15 protein-coding genes and 2 pseudogenes are annotated in these 16,655 nt (G+C 68.2%); 14 read left to right on the top strand and 3 right to left on the bottom strand.

What is annotated here, in order from left to right:
- Positions 1–274: 274 nt before the first annotated feature.
- Entirely contained in the window at positions 275–841 is a 567-nt protein-coding gene (locus AMYNI_RS0125735) for a TetR/AcrR family transcriptional regulator (RefSeq protein WP_020670950.1), read from the bottom strand.
- A 68-nt stretch (positions 842–909) separates the two neighbouring features.
- On the opposite strand from AMYNI_RS0125735, the gene AMYNI_RS0125730 reads away from it, so the two are divergent.
- From AMYNI_RS0125730 to AMYNI_RS0125700, 7 genes are all read left to right on the top strand, one after another.
- Positions 910–1,878: an NADP-dependent oxidoreductase gene (locus AMYNI_RS0125730; RefSeq protein ID WP_245573997.1), complete on the top strand. Its 969-nt coding sequence runs from the start codon at positions 910–912 to the stop codon at positions 1,876–1,878.
- A gap of 86 nt (positions 1,879–1,964) precedes the next feature.
- Positions 1,965–2,285, top strand: a complete 321-nt coding sequence (locus tag AMYNI_RS0125725) for a hypothetical protein (protein WP_020670948.1) — start codon at positions 1,965–1,967, stop codon at positions 2,283–2,285.
- A 111-nt stretch (positions 2,286–2,396) separates the two neighbouring features.
- Positions 2,397–2,654 carry a DUF6640 family protein gene (locus AMYNI_RS45400; RefSeq protein WP_020670947.1) on the top strand — a complete coding sequence of 86 codons (258 nt, stop codon included), beginning with the start codon at positions 2,397–2,399 and terminating at the stop codon, positions 2,652–2,654.
- Between the two features lie 340 nt (positions 2,655–2,994).
- Positions 2,995–3,768 (top strand): AraC family transcriptional regulator, encoded by a 774-nt coding sequence (locus tag AMYNI_RS0125715; RefSeq protein ID WP_020670946.1) that lies wholly within the window; start codon positions 2,995–2,997, stop codon positions 3,766–3,768.
- A 110-nt stretch (positions 3,769–3,878) separates the two neighbouring features.
- Positions 3,879–5,048: a 4-hydroxybenzoate 3-monooxygenase gene (locus AMYNI_RS0125710; RefSeq protein WP_020670945.1), complete on the top strand. Its 1,170-nt coding sequence runs from the start codon at positions 3,879–3,881 to the stop codon at positions 5,046–5,048.
- A 317-nt stretch (positions 5,049–5,365) separates the two neighbouring features.
- On the top strand, positions 5,366–5,959 hold the full coding sequence (locus tag AMYNI_RS0125705) for a TetR/AcrR family transcriptional regulator (RefSeq protein WP_020670944.1): 594 nt from the start codon (positions 5,366–5,368) through the stop codon (positions 5,957–5,959).
- Between the two features lie 2 nt (positions 5,960–5,961).
- Positions 5,962–6,810 carry an oxidoreductase gene (locus AMYNI_RS0125700; RefSeq protein WP_020670943.1) on the top strand — a complete coding sequence of 283 codons (849 nt, stop codon included), beginning with the start codon at positions 5,962–5,964 and terminating at the stop codon, positions 6,808–6,810.
- Between the two features lie 976 nt (positions 6,811–7,786).
- On the opposite strand, the gene AMYNI_RS0125685 is transcribed toward AMYNI_RS0125700, so the two are convergent.
- Positions 7,787–8,113 (bottom strand): ArsR/SmtB family transcription factor, encoded by a 327-nt coding sequence (locus tag AMYNI_RS0125685; RefSeq protein ID WP_020670940.1) that lies wholly within the window; start codon positions 8,111–8,113, stop codon positions 7,787–7,789.
- 346 nt (positions 8,114–8,459) lie between these two features.
- Here AMYNI_RS0125685 and AMYNI_RS0125680 point away from each other — a divergent pair, with 346 nt between their 5' ends.
- The 7 genes and pseudogenes from AMYNI_RS0125680 (at position 8,460) to AMYNI_RS47455 (ending at position 16,137) form a co-directional block, all read left to right on the top strand.
- A complete protein-coding gene (locus tag AMYNI_RS0125680; RefSeq protein ID WP_020670939.1) occupies positions 8,460–8,660 on the top strand; it encodes a cold-shock protein in 201 nt (66 codons plus the stop codon).
- Between the two features lie 163 nt (positions 8,661–8,823).
- The gene (locus AMYNI_RS0125675; RefSeq protein ID WP_020670938.1) at positions 8,824–9,783 is read left to right on the top strand and encodes an acyl-CoA desaturase; all 960 of its coding nucleotides are present in this window, start codon (positions 8,824–8,826) and stop codon (positions 9,781–9,783) included.
- A 558-nt stretch (positions 9,784–10,341) separates the two neighbouring features.
- The gene (locus AMYNI_RS0125670) at positions 10,342–11,283 is read left to right on the top strand and encodes a thiopeptide-type bacteriocin biosynthesis protein (RefSeq protein ID WP_245573996.1); all 942 of its coding nucleotides are present in this window, start codon (positions 10,342–10,344) and stop codon (positions 11,281–11,283) included.
- The gene (locus AMYNI_RS0125665) at positions 11,273–13,780 is read left to right on the top strand and encodes a hypothetical protein (protein ID WP_020670936.1); all 2,508 of its coding nucleotides are present in this window, start codon (positions 11,273–11,275) and stop codon (positions 13,778–13,780) included. Before AMYNI_RS0125670 ends, AMYNI_RS0125665 begins: the two co-directional genes overlap by 11 nt.
- Positions 13,781–13,799: 19 nt before the next feature.
- Complete coding sequence (locus tag AMYNI_RS49635) at positions 13,800–13,955, top strand: hypothetical protein (protein WP_020670935.1); 156 nt, start codon at positions 13,800–13,802, stop codon at positions 13,953–13,955.
- Between the two features lie 22 nt (positions 13,956–13,977).
- Complete coding sequence (locus tag AMYNI_RS0125655; protein WP_020670934.1) at positions 13,978–15,171, top strand: lanthionine synthetase LanC family protein; 1,194 nt, start codon at positions 13,978–13,980, stop codon at positions 15,169–15,171.
- Positions 15,172–15,262: 91 nt separating this feature from the next.
- Positions 15,263–16,137, top strand: a pseudogene (locus AMYNI_RS47455) (FAD-dependent oxidoreductase).
- Here the strand turns inward: AMYNI_RS47455 and AMYNI_RS48395 are convergent.
- Positions 16,107–16,486 (bottom strand): annotated as a pseudogene (locus tag AMYNI_RS48395) (carboxylesterase family protein); the annotation flags it as partial. The pseudogenes AMYNI_RS47455 and AMYNI_RS48395 overlap by 31 nt on opposite strands.
- Between the last annotated feature and the right edge of the window lie 169 nt (positions 16,487–16,655).

The raw sequence follows: 16,655 nt of genomic DNA, 5'->3' as shown, positions 1-16,655 counted from the left end.
GTTAGCCGCACAACACAACTCGCGGCCCGGTTCACGGCAGGGAAACGTGAATGCGGTCTCGCAGCGCCGACCACACCATGCCCCGGCTTGGGGCGCCGGTCCAGCAGTTCGGACGCGGCTTCTGCTCGTGCTCGCAACTCCGGACGCCACCAGCGGCTGGTTCGTGATGCGTGGCACGAACGCCAGTGGCAGGCCATGGCTCAACGACGCGTTGCCTTTCGCCCTACTCAGGCAGTTCGCTCTCCGAAGCTCGGGCCGTCGGCAAGCACGTGGATCAGTTGGAGGCGGTCAGGGTTCGCAGTTGGGCGAACGACTGGCGAATGGCGTCGCGCAGGTCGAGGTCGTCGGCGGCGTCGACCCATCGCTGGAAGGCGACCCGGTACACCGCGGAGCCGGTCTCGGCGGCCAGGCCGGCCTCGGTGTCGCCGACGCCCCGCCGTCGAAGCCCGTCGGCGAGCGCAGCCGACATCTGTGCGAGCTTGATCAATTCACGTTCACGGAGATCGGCGTTGGCCATGATCACCGCGTGCCGCTTCCGTGCGAGCTCACGGTCAGGTCCGATCATATCGGCCACGGCGTCCAGCGCGGCCGCGACGACCTCCAGCGTCGACGCCGAGGCAGGCGCCGCTTCCAGCGCGGCCAGCGACTTCTCCGCCATCTCGGCCGCCTTGTCGAAGAGGACCTCGCGCTTGTCGGCGAAGTAGCGAAAGAAGGTGCGGGCGGTCACGCCGGCCCGGTCGGCGATGTCGGCGACCATGGTCTGGTCGAAGCCACGTTCGAGATACAGGGCCAGTGCGGCCTCGCGCAGCCGGCCACCGGCTCCAGGCTCCCATCGTCCCATGCGGCGAGTGTAGTGCTGGCGCACTCATGTCATCTGATGACATCGGCGTGCTAGGGTGATGTCATCAGATGACATCACTGGCCGGAGGGTTCACCATGACGACGATGAAGCGCATCCAGTACCACCAGTACGGCGGCCCCGAGGTACTGCGGTTCGAGGATTTCGAGCCGACGCGGCCCGGCTCCGGCGAGGTTCTGGTCCGTGTGAAGGCGGCGGCCGCGAACCCGATGGACTGGAAGATCCGCACCGGCGCGATGAAGATCATGACCGGCCGGAAGTTCCCGCGCGGTCTGGGGCACGACTTCGCGGGCGTCGTGGCGGCGGTCGGCGACGGCGTCACCCGACTCGGCGACGGCGACGAAGTGCTCGGCGGGGCAAGCATCTCGGCGGCAGGAGCGTTCGCCGAGATGGTCGTCGCCGAAGAGAAGGCGGTCGTGAAAAAGCCGGCGAACCTCTCCTGGGAGGAGGCCGCGGCGCTCCCCACTGTCGGGATCACCGCCTTCCAAGCCATGGTCAACACGAGCAAGCTGCATGCCGGCCAAGCCATCTTCATCCACGGCTGCCTCGGCGGAGTCGGTCGATCTGCCGCACAGATCGCTCTGGCGCACGGCGCCTCCGTGGGAGGCAGCTGCCGTGGTACCGCCATGCGCGAAGCACGCGACCTCGGTGTCGCTCCGATCGTCGACTTCGACTTCGACGCGACGACACTCGCAGGGCGATTCGACGTCGTTTTCGACACCCCCGGCACGCTGCCGATCAAAGCCGCGCGGACGTTGCTGAAGCCCGGTGGCCGCATCATCGACATCACCCCCACGCCGGCGAAGTTCGTGAGAAGCGCCCTGCCGGGCCCCTTCCAGGTGATGATCGGGAAAGCCGTCACGACGGACCTCGAAGCGGTCGCACAGGCCGCCGGGGAGGGGATGCTGCGGGTGCCGGTTGGAAGCACTGCACCGCTCGGCAAGGCGATCGCGGCGCTCACGGAGCTCGAACGCGACGGCATACCCAAGGGCGGCAAGCTGGTCATCACGACCGAGTGACCATTTCGTCGTTCGAATCCCGATAAGTGTGGCCTTCCGGCCCTGAGTTCACATTTTCAGGTGAACCACCATCGAAAGGAAAGATTATGCCAACGACCCCGAATCACGCCACAGCGCAGACGTTCATGGTGCTCGGAACCCTCCGCGACGACACGAACTTCACGGAATTCGCCGCGCTGAGAGATGACGAGCAGAAGCAGCTAAAGGTGCTGCGCTCGGACGGGCGGATCGGCGCCCACTACGTTTCCCCCGCCCGGCGGGCGACGTTCATCGAGGTCATTGCCACCGATGAGAAACAAGTGGCGGAGACGCTGGCAACTCTGCCTTTCGCCCGGTTCTTCCACGTCGATGTCTACCCGACCACGCCCCCGGACGCAGCAGAGGCCGCCCACCGAGCGCGGTCGTGAGCCGGGAGTCTGCCAGAAGGGTACTTCCGTGCAGATCGACCAGGCATCGGCCCGTGACTAGCTGTGCGTGGCTGCCGAGAATTCGCCTCCTTTCACCTGATGGAGAATAATATGGCAAATATCAGCCTCAAGAAGTTCCCGTTCGGCAAGGTGCTCATCTCATTGTCCGCGGTGGGGACCATGGTCGGCTCGTACGCCGCCGACTGGAACGAGACACATATTTACAATCCGACGTGGCCACCCCACGCCAAGTTCCACAACGCCCAAACCATGAGCATGGGCACCGCACTATCCCTGGCAACCCTGTACCACTTGTGGAAACCAGGCCGTTCGCGTGCGTCGCTGGAGCGCTGCGCCACGACTCGCTGAGCGGGCTGTTGTCGACCGTGTCGAACCCGAACTGGTCGTACAGTCGCGTCACGAGTGAAGGCCTGGATGACCTGGGATTGTCGAAGGTGTTCCTGGCAACGTGAACGTGCCCGGATTGCGGCAGAGTCCTGGGAGGTCGCCACGGCCGGAGATAGTAGCCGCGGCGTAAGACCGCGCTGTCGAACGGGCGACGAGTTCAACATCATCGGCAGGTGCCACGTGCCTGAGGACGCATACCTCCGGCGGTGACCCGGCCGCCGGTGGCCGGGCGAGATCGGGCGTCGGTGCCGGTGGTCGCCGCGGGCGAGCTCGGCCGGCTCCGGTCGGTAGGCTCGGTGTCGTGCCTGATATTCGCCAGAGGCCCGCTCTGGTCACGCAGATCGTGGAGAAGCGGGGGCTGCTCGCGCACGGGGATGGCGTTGCGCCGCACCGTCATACCGAGGGGCAGTTGTTGTATCCCTCGGCGGGCGTCCTTGCCACCACGACGGAGCGGGGCACGTGGGTTGCCCCGGCCAACCGTGTCGTGTGGACGCCGCCGGGTTTCGAGCATTACCACCGCGCGTACGGGCAGACGGAGGTCCGGGTGGTGGAGGTTGCCGGGGCGCTGTGCGCGTCGTTGCCGGATCGGCCGATGGTGTTCGCGGTGTCCCCGCTGCTGCGGGAGGCGTTGCTGGTGCTCACCAGTGGTCGTGAGCTTCGGCCGCAGGCGCGGGACCGGCTTCGCGAGGTGGTCGTCGACGAGCTGGTGGATGGGCAGGATGAGGCGCTGTATCTTCCGGAGCCGACTGATGATCGTCTTCGTGCGGTCACGGACCTGCTGCATGCCGATCCCGCGGCATCGTTGACGTTGGCGGAGTTGGGGCGGGTGGTCGGGGCCAGCGAACGGACGTTGAGCCGCTTGTTCCCGACCGAGCTGGGGATGAGCTTCCATCAGTGGCGGAGCCTGCTGCGTGTCCAGCATGCGCTCATCAGGCTGGCCGAGGGGGACGCGGTCATCGATACGGCTGCCCGGCTGGGGTGGGCCAACCCGACCAGCTTCATCGAAGCGTTCACCGCCATCGTCGGCCAGACACCGGGGCGATATCAGGTGGAGCTGCGCCACAGGGACCGGTGACCACCACAGGCTTGGCGGGTTTCCGGCAGATCGTGTCGACATGCTGGTACCAGGCAGCCCTGATGTCGGGTGACCATGGGGGTATGCCAACAAACCGATCAACGTCCGAAGTGGACAAGAACACCACCGTGGTGATCGTGGGAGCGGGAGTCGCCGGGCTCACGCTCGGCAATTTCCTGCTGCGGCGCGGAATTGACTGCGTCATCGTGGAGAAACGCAGCCGTGAATACGTCGAGCAGCGACAGCGAGCCGGGGTCATCGACACCCGGGCGGCACGCATGTTCCGTGAGTGGGGACTCGAAGACCGGGTGATCGGAGGTGCCCCCTTCGAGTCGGCGATGAACTTCCGGATCGACGGCGAGACGCGCCCCCTCGAGTTCGGACAGGACGATCACGGCGACGGACGTTTCTGCCCTCAGCAGGTCCTTGTCCGCAACCTCATCGACGTCTTCGTCAGCGATGGCGGAGACCTTCGCTTCGATGCCGAGGTCTCGGTGGAGAACATCGACGGTGACGAACCACTCGTTCGTTATCGAGACAGTGCCGGCTCGACGAGGGTGATCAGTTGCGAGTTCGTCGCCGGCTGTGACGGTGACCGCGGCGTCAGCAGGACAGCCATCCCCAGCGAGTCTCTCACGCGTTACTCGCACGAGTACGGATACGCGTGGCTGACCATCTTGGCGGAGGTTCCCGCCAATCACCAGTCCATGATGGCGCTCCACCCTCATGGGTTCGCGGGGCAGTTCGCTCGTGGTCCGCAGGCAAGCCGGTTCTATCTGCAGTGCCCTCTCGACAGCTCGACATCAGAGTGGACAGACGAGCGCATCTGGGATGAGCTCGAGACTCGCTTCGGTGAACCCATGGCCTCGAGGGGTCGGATCGCCAGTACACAGCTGGTGCCGCTGCGGAGTGTGGTGTATAGCCCGATGAGCTACGGCCGGCTGTATCTGCTCGGGGATGCCGCTCACATCGTTCCTCCGATGAGCGCGAAAGGAATGAACCTGGCCCTGCACGACGCCGAGGCGTTCGCGAACGCCGTAGTCCGACACACCAACGATCAGGATTCGAGCCTGCTCGACAGTTACTCGTCGACGTGTCTTCGTCACGTGTGGAACTACCAGGCATTCGCGACGTGGTGGACCGAACTGGTGCACAACGCCGGGGACGCTTCGTATCAAGGTGAGTTCCGGCACCAGATCGCCCGAGCAGACCTTACGCGCCTGTTCGAATCCGGCTCGGCGAACCGCCTGTTCAGCGAGTTCATCACCGGGCTGAACTAGCCACGCGCACACGAAGGAAGCCTCTCGAAATCCTGTTTCACTACTGGAGTCTCGCGTGGCATCGGTCGCGAACACCATCCGAAGCACTAGCCGAGGTGTTGCGATGGCCGGCCGCAGAACCCAGCCACGGGCGTGTCCTCGGCGTGAGACTCCCCCCGAGTGCTCCCGAGCCATCGTCACCCCGCCGAGATCTGTTGCCGGCCGTAGTCACTCCCCGAGCTGAGGCTTCGAGCCGGACGCAAGCAGTGCGGTCTACGTCACGCAGAATATTTTCGACACTGTGCCGATTTTCCTCTGCACTGTGTAATAGTGATGTCGTGGCAGCGAAACGGCGGGACACCCCGAGCAAGGGCGACCTACGGGAACAGGCGATCCTGGACGCCGCCGAGGTGTTGCTCGAACGGGAACACACCGAGCCGATGACCGTCGAGTCGATCGCCAAGGGTGCGGGCATCTCCCGCGGCTCGCTGTACTTCTACTTCGGGTCGAAACAGCAGGTTCTCGCCGCACTGGTCGCACGCACCGTCGCCCGGTTGCACCTGGACGTTCAGTCCGCCGACCCCGGCTTGCCCGCGCACGACACTGTGCGAAGGGCTGTGGAGAACACGGCCCGCACCTGGCGTGAGCACGGACTCGTGATGCGGGCGGCGGTCGAGTTCGGCCCCGAAGTGCCCGAGATCGCCCGGCTGTGGCGCGACACGATCGCCAACAACACCGAGGCCATGACTCGTGTCCTCGTCGCGGCCGGCCTGCCCGACGAGGACGGCCCGACCGGCGCGGCGGCGCTCGCCCACGCCCTGTGCTGGATGACCGAACGCAACTTCTACTACGCGTCAACACAACCCGGCGGCCTGGATCGCATGACCGAGACGATGGTCGAGATCTGGTGCCGTGTCCTACCTGGAGGGTAGTCATGCTTTTCCTGATCACCGGTGTCAGCAGCGGTCTCGGCCGGGCGTTCGCCCAAGGGGCGCTCAACGCCGGGCACACCGTCGTTGGCACGGCCCGCCGGGCGGAGGACGTCGCGGCGTTCGAAGCGCTCGCGCCGGGACGTGCGCACGCTCGTCAGCTGGATGTCACCGACGACGACGCGGTGTTCTCCGTCGTGGGTGAGATCGAGGCCCAGATCGGACCGATCGACGTGCTTATCGCGAACGCCGGCTATGGACACGAAGGAGTGTTCGAGGAATCACCGCTGTCCGAGCTGCGGGCGCAGTTCGCCGTCAACGTGTTCGGTGTGGCCGCCACGGTCCAGGCGGTACTGCCGTTCATGCGCAAGCGTCGTGCGGGGCACGTGTTCGCGGTCAGCTCCATGGGCGGGCTGATGACCGTGCCCGGGCTGGCCTACTACTGCGGCAGCAAGTACGCCGTGGAAGGCATCCTGGAGACCGTCGCCAAGGAGGTCGCGGACTTCGGCGTGCACGTGACGATCATCGAACCCGGCTCGTTCCGCACCGACTGGGCGGGCCGATCGATGGTCCGCACGCAACGATCCATCCAGGACTACGACACGCTGTTCGAACCCATCCGCGCGGCCCGACAAGCGGCCAGCGGCAACCAACTGGGCAACCCGACCAAAGCGGCCGAGGCCGTCCTGAAGGTCCTGGAAGCCGAGAAACCGCCCGTGCATCTGGTCCTGGGCTCAGACGCGCTGCGACTGGCCACGGCCGGCCGCGCGGCGGTCGACAAGGACCTGCACGAGTGGGAGGAACTGTCCCGCTCCACCGACTTCCCCGACGGCCACCAGATCGCTTCGGACTGACCACGACGCGCCCGGCGAGCCCACCAGGTGCCGCACAGAACTCATGGGTGGACCTCCGCCAACGACGACGGCAACGTCACCGCGGAAGTTCAATCCGGGACAGACCCGACTGCCGGCCGACGCGGCGGCGTCACCAACCGATGAGGCCTATGACCGCTACCGCTGCCCCACCTGATCACCCGTCGGCGAACAACCTGTCATCGGCAGAAGAGGGCGTTCGCGGCAGGAGGAGACTGACGCGCAGGCGCCCGCTATCGAGAACGTGTTCTTGCAACGACGCCGAGCCGCAACGACCTTGGCAACTGACGGATCCCGTGCCACCGCGCCGCGCCGTTCAACGCGCCGTGCTGGCGGTCGAGGCGCGATCAACCTCGCGGCATGACCAGCACTGCCGCGCCGGCCGACGAACCTGCTGCGATCACTGACCGTGCAAATGGCCGCCAGCGGGGAGTCGAACTGGCCGTCCGTGGGTGGCCGTCCGCGGGGAATTCCGACTGGCCGCTGACAACGCAAGATGATGATCAGGTCAGCGCTGGGCCATTTGGGGCATCTGCGCGCTCGAGGAGTCCTGCCGGAGGTCGATCACGAGACCATCGCGGGCGTGCCCGCTGATGCCACGCCCTCTCGACGAGACGACCAACCGTCCACGTCTTCGGGAACAGAACCGTCTATCACCAATCGGGTCGATGGCGAGGTACACGGCCCAGTGGTGCAGGCGTCGTACGTCGGCAAAGTCGAGCAGCATTTCCGCCGGGCGGCCGCGTCACCGGGCCTCGGCGTAAGAGTGGAGCAGGCGGCGCAGCACCTGGCTCACGCGGTCGGGATGCAGTGGCGGCAGGAGGAGCCGAACGCGGATCTTGCGCCACAAACTCAGCACATCCTGCTCCCGCCGCACTCGAACCGAGAAAATTGGGGACGGCGCCCTAGCCGTCCGGCGCGGCCGAATCCGACCCACGCCGGGCCGACCCGGTCGAGGTCACCGGGTGCGCAGATCATCCAGCAACTCCACCTGACCGGAGAGCACCCCGGTCAGGATCTGCCGGGCCACCGCCAGCAAATCGGCCACCTGCGTGCTGGTCAACGCGTAGAGCACCGTCGAGCCCTCTTTACGGGTCACCACCAGACCCGCCCGTCGCAGCACCGCCAACTGCTGGGACAGGTTCGCCGGCTCGATCCCGACCTCGGGCAGCGTCTCCGCCACCGCGTGCTCCCGCTGCGACAACAGCTCCAGCACCCGGATCCGCGCCGGGTGCCCCAAAGTCTTGAAGAACTCCGCCTTCAGCTGATAGAGGGGCCTGCTCACCGACACTCCTCCCGCACCACGAACCTGGGCTTCACCCTCAACAGTTGCTAGACGAGCGGGACCGCGGCGACCCCTCGGACCGGCTCAGCCACGACCTCGACACCTTCGCCGGGACGCGGTGACCCGGCCCACCCCGGGCGCCTGCCGGGAACGAATCCGGCACCGACGTGGTTGTACGGAGTGGTCGTTGGTTTTATGTGTTCGTGTTTCGTGCACGCTCGCCAAGAACGTTGCGGGCGTTCCACTTCTTTTTCTTGCAGGACAAGCCGGAGAAGTAGTCGTCTGACAGTCCGGCCCGGGTGCGGCGACCGCCGCCCCGCGAATGAACACCTGTAAGGAAACAGCTATGACTCAAGGAACCGTGAAGTGGTTCAACGCGGAAAAGGGCTTCGGCTTCATCGCCCGCGAGGACGGACCCGACGTGTTCGTGCACTACTCCGAGATCGAGGGCGCGGGCTTCCGCAGTCTCGAGGAGAACCAGTACGTCGAGTTCACCTTGGCCCAGGGCCCCAAGGGGCCGCAGGCCAGCGGCGTACGCGCGGTCTGATCGCCTGACCAGGGAGTGGCCGGGACACCGCACGGTGCCCGGCCCTTCCGTACCAGCCACATCACCCACCGTAGTCACGGGTTTAGCCCGCCGTGAGACGGCTACTCCCTCAACGATCGCCCCAGACCCCGGCGACGAAGTTCAGTTACCGGAGAGATCGATCATGACCACCACCCTGGAGCGAGCGGCCAAGGAACCTCGCACGAGCGCGGAACCCATGCTGTCGGGCGAAAAGAGCTCAACCGAGAGCTTCCTCGTCAAGCTGTTCACCATCGTCCCGCTACTCGCACTCGCCGCCGCCGTGCCCATCGCCTGGGGCTGGGGGCTTGGCTGGCTCGACGTCGGCCTCGCCCTCGGCTTCTACTTCCTGACCGGCCTCGGCGTGACCGTCGGGTTCCACCGCCACTTCACGCACGGCGCGTTCAAGGCCAAGCGCGGCCTGCGCATCGCCCTCGCCGTCACCGGCAGCATGGCCATGCAAGGCCCGGTGATCGGCTGGGTCGCCGACCACCGCCGTCACCACGCCTACGCCGACCGCGACGGCGACCCGCACTCCCCCTGGCGGTTCGGCACCAGCCCGGCCGCACTGGCCAAGGGCTTCTGGCACGCCCACATGGGCTGGCTGTTCCAGCGCGAACAGACCAACGCGAAACGCTTCGCCCCCGATCTGCTCGCCGACCCCGACATCACCAGGGTCAACCGCTGGTTTCCCGGACTGACCGTGGCCACCCTGCTCGCACCCGCCCTCATCGGCGGACTCGCGACCCTGTCCTGGCAAGGCGCGCTCACCGCGTTCTTCTGGGCCAGCCTGGTCCGCGTCGCGCTGCTGCACCACGTCACCTGGTCGGTCAACTCGCTCTGCCACATGATCGGCGACCGGCCCTTCACCGCCAGGGACAAGTCCGCGAACTTCTGGCCACTGGCCATCGCCTCCATGGGCGAGTCCTGGCACAACTCCCACCACGCCGACCCCACCGGCGCACGCCACGGCGTCCGCCGCGGCCAGCTCGACATGTCCGCGCGCATCATCTGGATGTTCGAGAAGCTCGGCTGGGCCACCCAGGTCCGCTGGCCCAGGCCCGAACGCCTCGCCCGCAAGCTCAACCCTGGCCGCAGCGCGTAGACGCCTACGCTCGCGCAGGGGCGTTGACGCGACAGTCGTCAAGGCCCCTGCCGGCGCTGGGCACGCCCGTGTGGCCGGACCGCGGAAGCACCGCCCGTCCGGCAGGAGTATCGCGGTACGGGCAGCACATTGCTCGGAGTGCGCACCGGTCCACCGGCCGGTGGACCACATCCACCGCTTGGGTTGCCATGTCCCCTCCCGCGCGCACCGATTCCGGCCGGATCACCGGCACTGAGTGACCGGGCTGCCCGAATGGCAGATACACAACACTGAAACGGCCACCGATCGGGACGCCGTAATTCGCCAGGGTGATGGAACCCAGGGCTGATTAATGCCCATCATCGAATGTGATCTCTATCGTTGCTGGTTGGCGCGCATCCGTCGGGTTTCCGAAAAGTGCAAGCTTTTTCCAGCCGCGCCAACACATCGGGTACATCGTGGCGACGGCCGTTCTCCAAGCACGACGGAGGGATCACCATGGGCTGAGGCCGCAGATCCACCGCAGCGGAATCCGCTCCGAGCTCCGAGGGGAAAGATAAGATGGTGGTGCCAACGGCGATGCATTTGCGTGGCCATTCGGTATCGATGGTCGAGTTCCTGTCCGACTGCATCACGGCGTTGTCGGACGGCAAGGACACCACCGGCCTCGCGGAGGCACACCGGACGTTCCTCACCGCGGGCGCGGCCGCCTTGGCGGCCGCCAGCGGTGAGGCGTGGGTGCAGCTGGGATTGGCGCCGGGTGCCGGTCAGGCACGCCTGCTTTACCCGGAAGTAGCGTCCCTGGCCCGCGAATGGCTTGCCCACGGGGAAATCTCCGATTTCTTTTTCATGCACAAGCCGCCCGGCCTGCGGTTGCGCTTCGCACCGGCCGTGGGGCATACGGACGCGCTGAAGACAGCGTTGCACCAGCGCGTCCGGGAATGGCGCGAAGCAGGACTGGTCACCGAAATACGCCCGGCGGTGTACGAACCCGAAATGCACCTCTTCGGCGGCCCCGCCTCGATGTCCTGGGCGCACCGACTGTTCACGGTGGACTCCCTGACCTGGCTGGACCAGCACACCAGGCCGGACGGCTGTCCCTCGTGGGCACTGTCCCTGCTGATGCTGCGCACGGTCTTCGAGGAACTGCGGGGCGACGCCGGGGAGGACCGCGACGTGTGGGCCAGGGTGCGCGAGGCGGGACGGCGGTGGCCCAGCGGCGCGGCGGACGGCACAGCGGACGTTGCCGCGGAGTTCCTCCGCTGCTGGAGCCGGCCCGGCGAACTGGCACGGGCGGTACCCGAGCACGCCCGGCACTTGGCCGAACGACATGCCGAGCAGGCCAGGCCCTTGCTGCGCCAGTGGTGGACGGAGTACTTCAGCGGTGACCAGGCCAGCATCGGACCACGTCAGGCCGCCGCCCACTACGTCGTCTTCCACTGGAACAGGGCGGCGTTGAGCTTCGGCAGACAGGTGCTGATCACCGAGTCGCTGGCCAGGGTGGCCGACCATGTCCGTTGACCGTCCGGCAAGCGGTACAGCCGGGACCACCGCCCTGCTGCGGGTCGCCGGCCTCCCGGCCGCGGTGCCGGCCGCCGCCGGCAGCCCGGAGCTGTTCGATCAGGTGCGGTCCCAGATCCGTGCCGAGGCCGCCTACCGGGACTTCACGAAGGCACTCGCCGACCGCGTCGGCCAGGAGCTCGTCCCGCAGCCCCACCTCACGACCGCCCTGCGGCGTTCGGCCATCGAGCTGCGCAGGCGGCTGCACCGCGGTGAGTTCGTCGACCGGGGATCGTGCACGCGACTCGCCGCCGCCGGACGCACACTGGGCGCGTCCGGTGATCTGGGCACCGATCTGCTGCTGGCCGGCGCCTGGTCGACCGAGCTGGTCACCAGGGACGGCGAACTGCTCGCCGCGCTGGACAACGCGGAGCGACGGCTGCTCGAACTCCCCTGGGAACTGGTCACCGGCGACGAAGCCGTCCGGCGCATGATGACGGCGACCGCCCCGGCGTTGATCGGCGAGATCCGCGGCCGGCTCGCCGCGGGAGAGCGATGGACCGGCAAGCGGATGCGCAAGCGCGCCGACTACCTGCTGCGGCTGTTGTCCCGGGCCGCGTTGAAGAGCACCCCACGCGGCTGGCTCGGCCAGGTCGCCTTGGTGGACCTCGCACCGGGGCCGATGGACACGCTGGTCGACGAGCTCACGGTCGGCGAGTTCGCGGTGCACCGGCTGAGCAACATCCAGGGCGACCGGCGCGCACTCGCCGCCGAGGCCGGCCTGCCGGAGGCATGGCTGAGCCTGGCCGCACCGAGCTGGGTGGAAGGCGACCGGCTGTGCTGCCGGGTGGCCGACCACGACAGCGCCGACGGCATGCGCCAGATCCTCGTACGGCTGACCCCGGCGGTGGACGCGGTTCGCCGCGTGTTGGGTGCCCGCGCCTTGCGGGCCACCGAAGTGCTGGCCCGGCTGGTGCCCGCGGCGGACGAGCGGAGCCGGACGGTACTGCGGGACTTCCTGCACCACCTGGTCCGGCTCGGAGTAGTGCAGATTTCGGCGGAACCGGTCGGCAGACTGGAGAGCTGGACCGCAAACCCCAGCGGCGAGGCCACCGGATCCGGCTTCGCGGACGTCTATCGCCGGGTGAGCGGCCATGTCTCGGCCACCGCCGCGGCCAGGCTGCCCGAACTACTAGCGCAGGCGAACCGGCTCGCCGAAGTGCTGGCCCACGGCGGGCACGACCAGCCGCACCCAGCGCTCCAGCTGGTCGGTGCGCACCCTCGGCCGGTCACGGAGATCTTCGCGGAGTTTCTTCGCGACCACGAGACCGAACCGGTCGAGCCACCGAGCTCCTCTTGGCCGAGGCCCCGGCCCGGTACCGCCTACCAGCGGCTGTGCGACTGGCTCACGGCACAGGACGGCGCCGCCGAGATCGACATCGACCGGACGGTGCTGGACGAAATCGGCGCACCGCCCGCCGCCCGGCCACGATGGCCGGTGGACTGCCTGCTCCGGCCGCTGCGGAAGCCATTGGCCGTGCTGGAGGCCGTGGTGCCGGCCGGAGTGGTCGACGCCCGGTTCGCCGGCGCGCTGCGTGCCCTGCACGGCCAGGTTCGGCAGGTCGACGACTACCGCGCGTTCCTCGAAGCGACCGCGGCCGAAGGCGAAGCCGAGTTCGTCGAGATCCTGGTGCCCCCGCAAGGCCATCAAGGCGCCAACACCGTTCGCCGCCCCTGCTACACCCGCACCTGGACCGGGGACGCCGATCCGTCCACCTACCTGGACGACCACGCGAACGCGCGCCGGTACCTCCCGCTGGAGCGCATCACTTTGCGGCGCCACGAAGGGCGGGTGATCGCCGAGGACCTCGACGGCGGTCTGCTGTGGCCGGTCTACCACGCCACCCGGCGACCACCACCCCCTTGGGACACGCTGGTCCCGCTGCTCACCGCCGCGGCACCGGCGAGCAGGCTGGCCACCCCGCGGCTGTTCGGGGATCCCACCGCGGTGTTCCCCCTGCGGGCCGGCACGCCCCGGCTCCTGCTGGACGGCGAGCTGGTAGTCGCACCTGGCTCAGTGCGAGTCGGGCGCGACCTGCTTCCCCGGCCGGGCGCGGACTTCGGCGCACGAGCCCGTGCGCTGGCGAACCTGCGGCCGGCCACCGGAGCACCACGCTGGAACCTCGTCCGTGCCGACGGCGGCCGCCGATCCCGGCCGGTCGACCTGGACAGCCTCGCGGCTTTGCGGATCTTCGACCGGCTGCTCGACGACCCCGCCGTCTCCCGACTCGTCCTGGAGGAAATGCTGCCCGCCCCCGGCCGGCTGCCGGTGCTCGACGAACACGGCGCCCAACTCGCCGCCCAACTGCTGATCCGGCTGCCGCTCACCACCAGCCCGGCGCGGCTCGCCACACAGGCGGTCGCGGCCTGGCACGAAGTCACCACCACGGAAAACCCGATGCTGCCCCGGCCACGCTCGGACAGCTCCCTGGCACCACCGCAACCGGTGGGGAAATGAACAAGAGAAGGAGAACCACATGGAATCCACATTGGAACTGTCCGAACTGGACAGCCTGGTCGACCAGCTCGACACCCAGATCAACCAGCTCAGCACCGTAGACAACGCCGAAACTCCGTCATTGCTGCTCTGTAGTTACGGCTGTGGCCCGTGGTCCTGGTACCACTGCTGGTGACCGGGTCGGGCGACCAGCGAGGATGACCACGCAGACGGCTGATCAGGGCCGCGCTACCTCCCGGGAGCTGCTGACGGCCGCCGGCGCGGTACTCACCTCCTGGATCGCACGGCAGAACGCGAGTACGGCCGCGCCCGACCTCGGACCGGCCGTACTCGCGACACTGGTCGCACAGAACCCGGTAGCGTCCATCGCGCAACATCGGGTGAGTCACGACGCGATGCGCGCCTGGCTGCGCGGGAGCGTCCACTGCCGCGGCCCGGCGCTGCACGGCGGCTTCGCCGGCGTGCTGGCCGGAATGCGGCTGATCTCCAGCGTGCACACCGATGTCACCCCGGCCGCGGAACGCACCGCGGCCGCCCTTCGCACCGCCAAGCAGCACTGGCGATCCAGCGAGGTCGGCTTCACCGACTACGACCTGGTCAGCGGCCCGGCAGGTGCGCTTCTCGCGCTGACGACCGGTGAGCCGACGCCGATGGCAAGGCACCTGGCCGAGCTGGCGGCCGATCCCCGGCTAACCGGCTTCCGGATCGGCGCGCACGCAGGACACCCGCTACTGGGTTGGACGCAGGGTGCGGTGATCACCGGTCTCGCCCACGGTGTCGCCGGCACGCTCGCCGCGCTCAGCATGGTGTCCGACCGGCAGGCACCGGGCACCCTCCCCGCCATCAGGAACCTGGCCTCCTGGCTGTACCGCCACCAGGAGGTCGACGAACTCGGGGTGGTGTCGTGGCGGGCCCGCCTGCCCGAACCGGGCAGTCCTGCGCTCGGTGTCGTGCGCAGGCAGGCATGGTGCTACGGAAACCCCGGCATCAGCTGGGCCCTGTGGACCGCGGGATGCGCCCTGCGCCGAGCCGGCTTCGACGAAGGCCGCTCCTTATGCGACGCCGCGCTGGCGGCCATCCGGACCTTTTGCGACGCCTACGATGCTTGCCGGCACCTCGACACCGAACGGACCGGCGACGCACTGGCCATCTGCCACGGCGCGGCCGGGATCCTGCTGGTAGCCGACGCGTTCGACCGGCAAGCATCGTTCTCCCCCGCCGCGGTACTGCGCGAACGGCTGGACGGGTTCCTGCGCGAACGGCTGCCGGAGATCGTGCGGCTGGGTGACACGGACCAGAGCCTGCTCTCCGGGGCCACCGGGGTGCTCGCCGCACTGCTGACCGCGGCGGGTGCCGACCGTGGCTGGCTACGCTGGGTCGCCCTCTCCTGAACGACCTCCATCCGCTCGCGAGCCCGTGATCGACGGCCCCCTGCTGGCCGTCGGGAAGCCCGTGCCCCGCCGCCTTGTCGGCGAGATCCGCATGCTCACCGCCGACAGGGAAGCCCCGTACGCGAGGCCACCGCTGTCGAAGGAATTCCTGCGCGACGAAGCAGGCGACGGGGAACTCCCGCTCGAAGAGCCGTCCTTCTACACCGAGCGCGGGATCGACATCTCACTGGAGGACCCGGTAACGGCATGGGACACCGGCGCACGGACCGTCACGACCGCCGCCGGTGAGACGGTGGCGTACTCCCGCTGTCTCCTCGCGAGCGGCGCGAGCCGAAACGACCTTCGGTGCCGGGAGCGGAGCACGCCGAGGTCCGCACGCTGCGCTCCGCCGAAAGCGCGCGGGAGCTGCGCGCGGCGGCCAGGGGCGGCCGCAGCGTGCTCGTGGTCGGGGCCGGGTTCATCGGCTGCGAGGCGGCGGTGTCCCTCAGCCGGCTGGGTCCGCAGGTCACCGTGCTGTGCCCCGAGGCGCTGCCACAGCGGGAAAGGCTCGGCGAGGAAGCGGGTACCGAGATCCTCCGCTGGCTCAAGTCCGAAGGAGTCAGCGTGCTGACCGGTACGAAGCTGCTCGGGATCGACGCTGGGCATCGGGTGCGCACCGATCTCGTACCGATGCTGGACGCCGACGTGGTCCTGCTCGCCACCGGAATCTCTCCTCGGACCGGACTGGCCGAGGATGCGGCCTTCGCCGGATCGGCGCAGCCGAGACTGTCTGCGAGGGACAGTCCGTGTTGCTCCGCTTTGGTCCGTGGGCGGGGAAACCCGGGCGGATCGGGGTCGGGTGTCGCGTCGGCGGTCGGCCAGTCCACCTGGGTGCAGGGCTCGCTCTGCATGATCGCCCGGTGGAACATCCCCGCCGAACCGGGTGACGTCAGCAGGCCGCAGACGCTCCGGGACCCCGACGACTGACCGAATACCGTCACGTTCCGCGCGTCGCCGCCGAACGCGGAGGCGTTCCGCTGGACCCAGCCCAGCGCGGCCTGCTGGTCCTCGAGGCCGAAATTGCCGGGCGCACGGCCATCTTCCCGGCGTCGTAGTGGGAACCGGCACCACTCTGGAAACCGCCGCCGTGGACCCAGACGAGCACCGGCAACTTCTTGCCGTCGCTCCGGCGCGCGGTCGTCACGTTGAGGTACAGGCAGTCTTCGGCCTCACTAGGAGTGCCGAGGGAAGCACTTTGTGCACAGAGGCTGCCGGGCTCGGTCGCATCGCGCGGCGCTGTCCACGGCCTCGCGGGCTGGGGCGAGCCCCACCGCAACGGGCCGGTGGGCGGGAGGCGAAGGGGATTCCCTCGAACCGCCGGTGGTCCGCCACAGGCCCAGTAGCACCGCCATGCCGGTCGTCCCAGGTCTCAGCCAGGTCTTTTCTCGCATCGACGTCCTTCCGCCACGGCGGGTGTCCGACGGATATCAGCAGGGCCGCGCCGG

Source organism: Amycolatopsis nigrescens CSC17Ta-90 (genome assembly GCF_000384315.1).
Classification (GTDB): domain Bacteria; phylum Actinomycetota; class Actinomycetes; order Mycobacteriales; family Pseudonocardiaceae; genus Amycolatopsis; species Amycolatopsis nigrescens.
Note: the sequence above shows the minus strand (reverse complement) of the source record. Positions and strands in the feature narration are given on the sequence as shown.

Bases quoted from the DNA above. Each gene is read 5' to 3' on its own strand.
- AMYNI_RS0125655 (WP_020670934.1), top strand. From the start codon at position 13,978: ATGACCACGCAGACGGCTGATCAGGGCCGCGCTACCTCCCGGGAGCTG.
- AMYNI_RS0125665 (WP_020670936.1), top strand. From the start codon at position 11,273: ATGTCCGTTGACCGTCCGGCAAGCGGTACAGCCGGGACCACCGCCCTG.
- AMYNI_RS0125735 (WP_020670950.1), bottom strand. From the start codon at position 841: ATGGGACGATGGGAGCCTGGAGCCGGTGGCCGGCTGCGCGAGGCCGCA.
- AMYNI_RS0125700 (WP_020670943.1), top strand. From the start codon at position 5,962: ATGCTTTTCCTGATCACCGGTGTCAGCAGCGGTCTCGGCCGGGCGTTC.
- AMYNI_RS0125730 (WP_245573997.1), top strand. From the start codon at position 910: ATGACATCACTGGCCGGAGGGTTCACCATGACGACGATGAAGCGCATC.
- AMYNI_RS0125680 (WP_020670939.1), top strand. From the start codon at position 8,460: ATGACTCAAGGAACCGTGAAGTGGTTCAACGCGGAAAAGGGCTTCGGC.
- AMYNI_RS49635 (WP_020670935.1), top strand. From the start codon at position 13,800: ATGGAATCCACATTGGAACTGTCCGAACTGGACAGCCTGGTCGACCAG.
- AMYNI_RS45400 (WP_020670947.1), top strand. From the start codon at position 2,397: ATGGCAAATATCAGCCTCAAGAAGTTCCCGTTCGGCAAGGTGCTCATC.
- AMYNI_RS0125670 (WP_245573996.1), top strand. From the start codon at position 10,342: ATGCATTTGCGTGGCCATTCGGTATCGATGGTCGAGTTCCTGTCCGAC.
- AMYNI_RS0125725 (WP_020670948.1), top strand. From the start codon at position 1,965: ATGCCAACGACCCCGAATCACGCCACAGCGCAGACGTTCATGGTGCTC.
- AMYNI_RS0125675 (WP_020670938.1), top strand. From the start codon at position 8,824: ATGACCACCACCCTGGAGCGAGCGGCCAAGGAACCTCGCACGAGCGCG.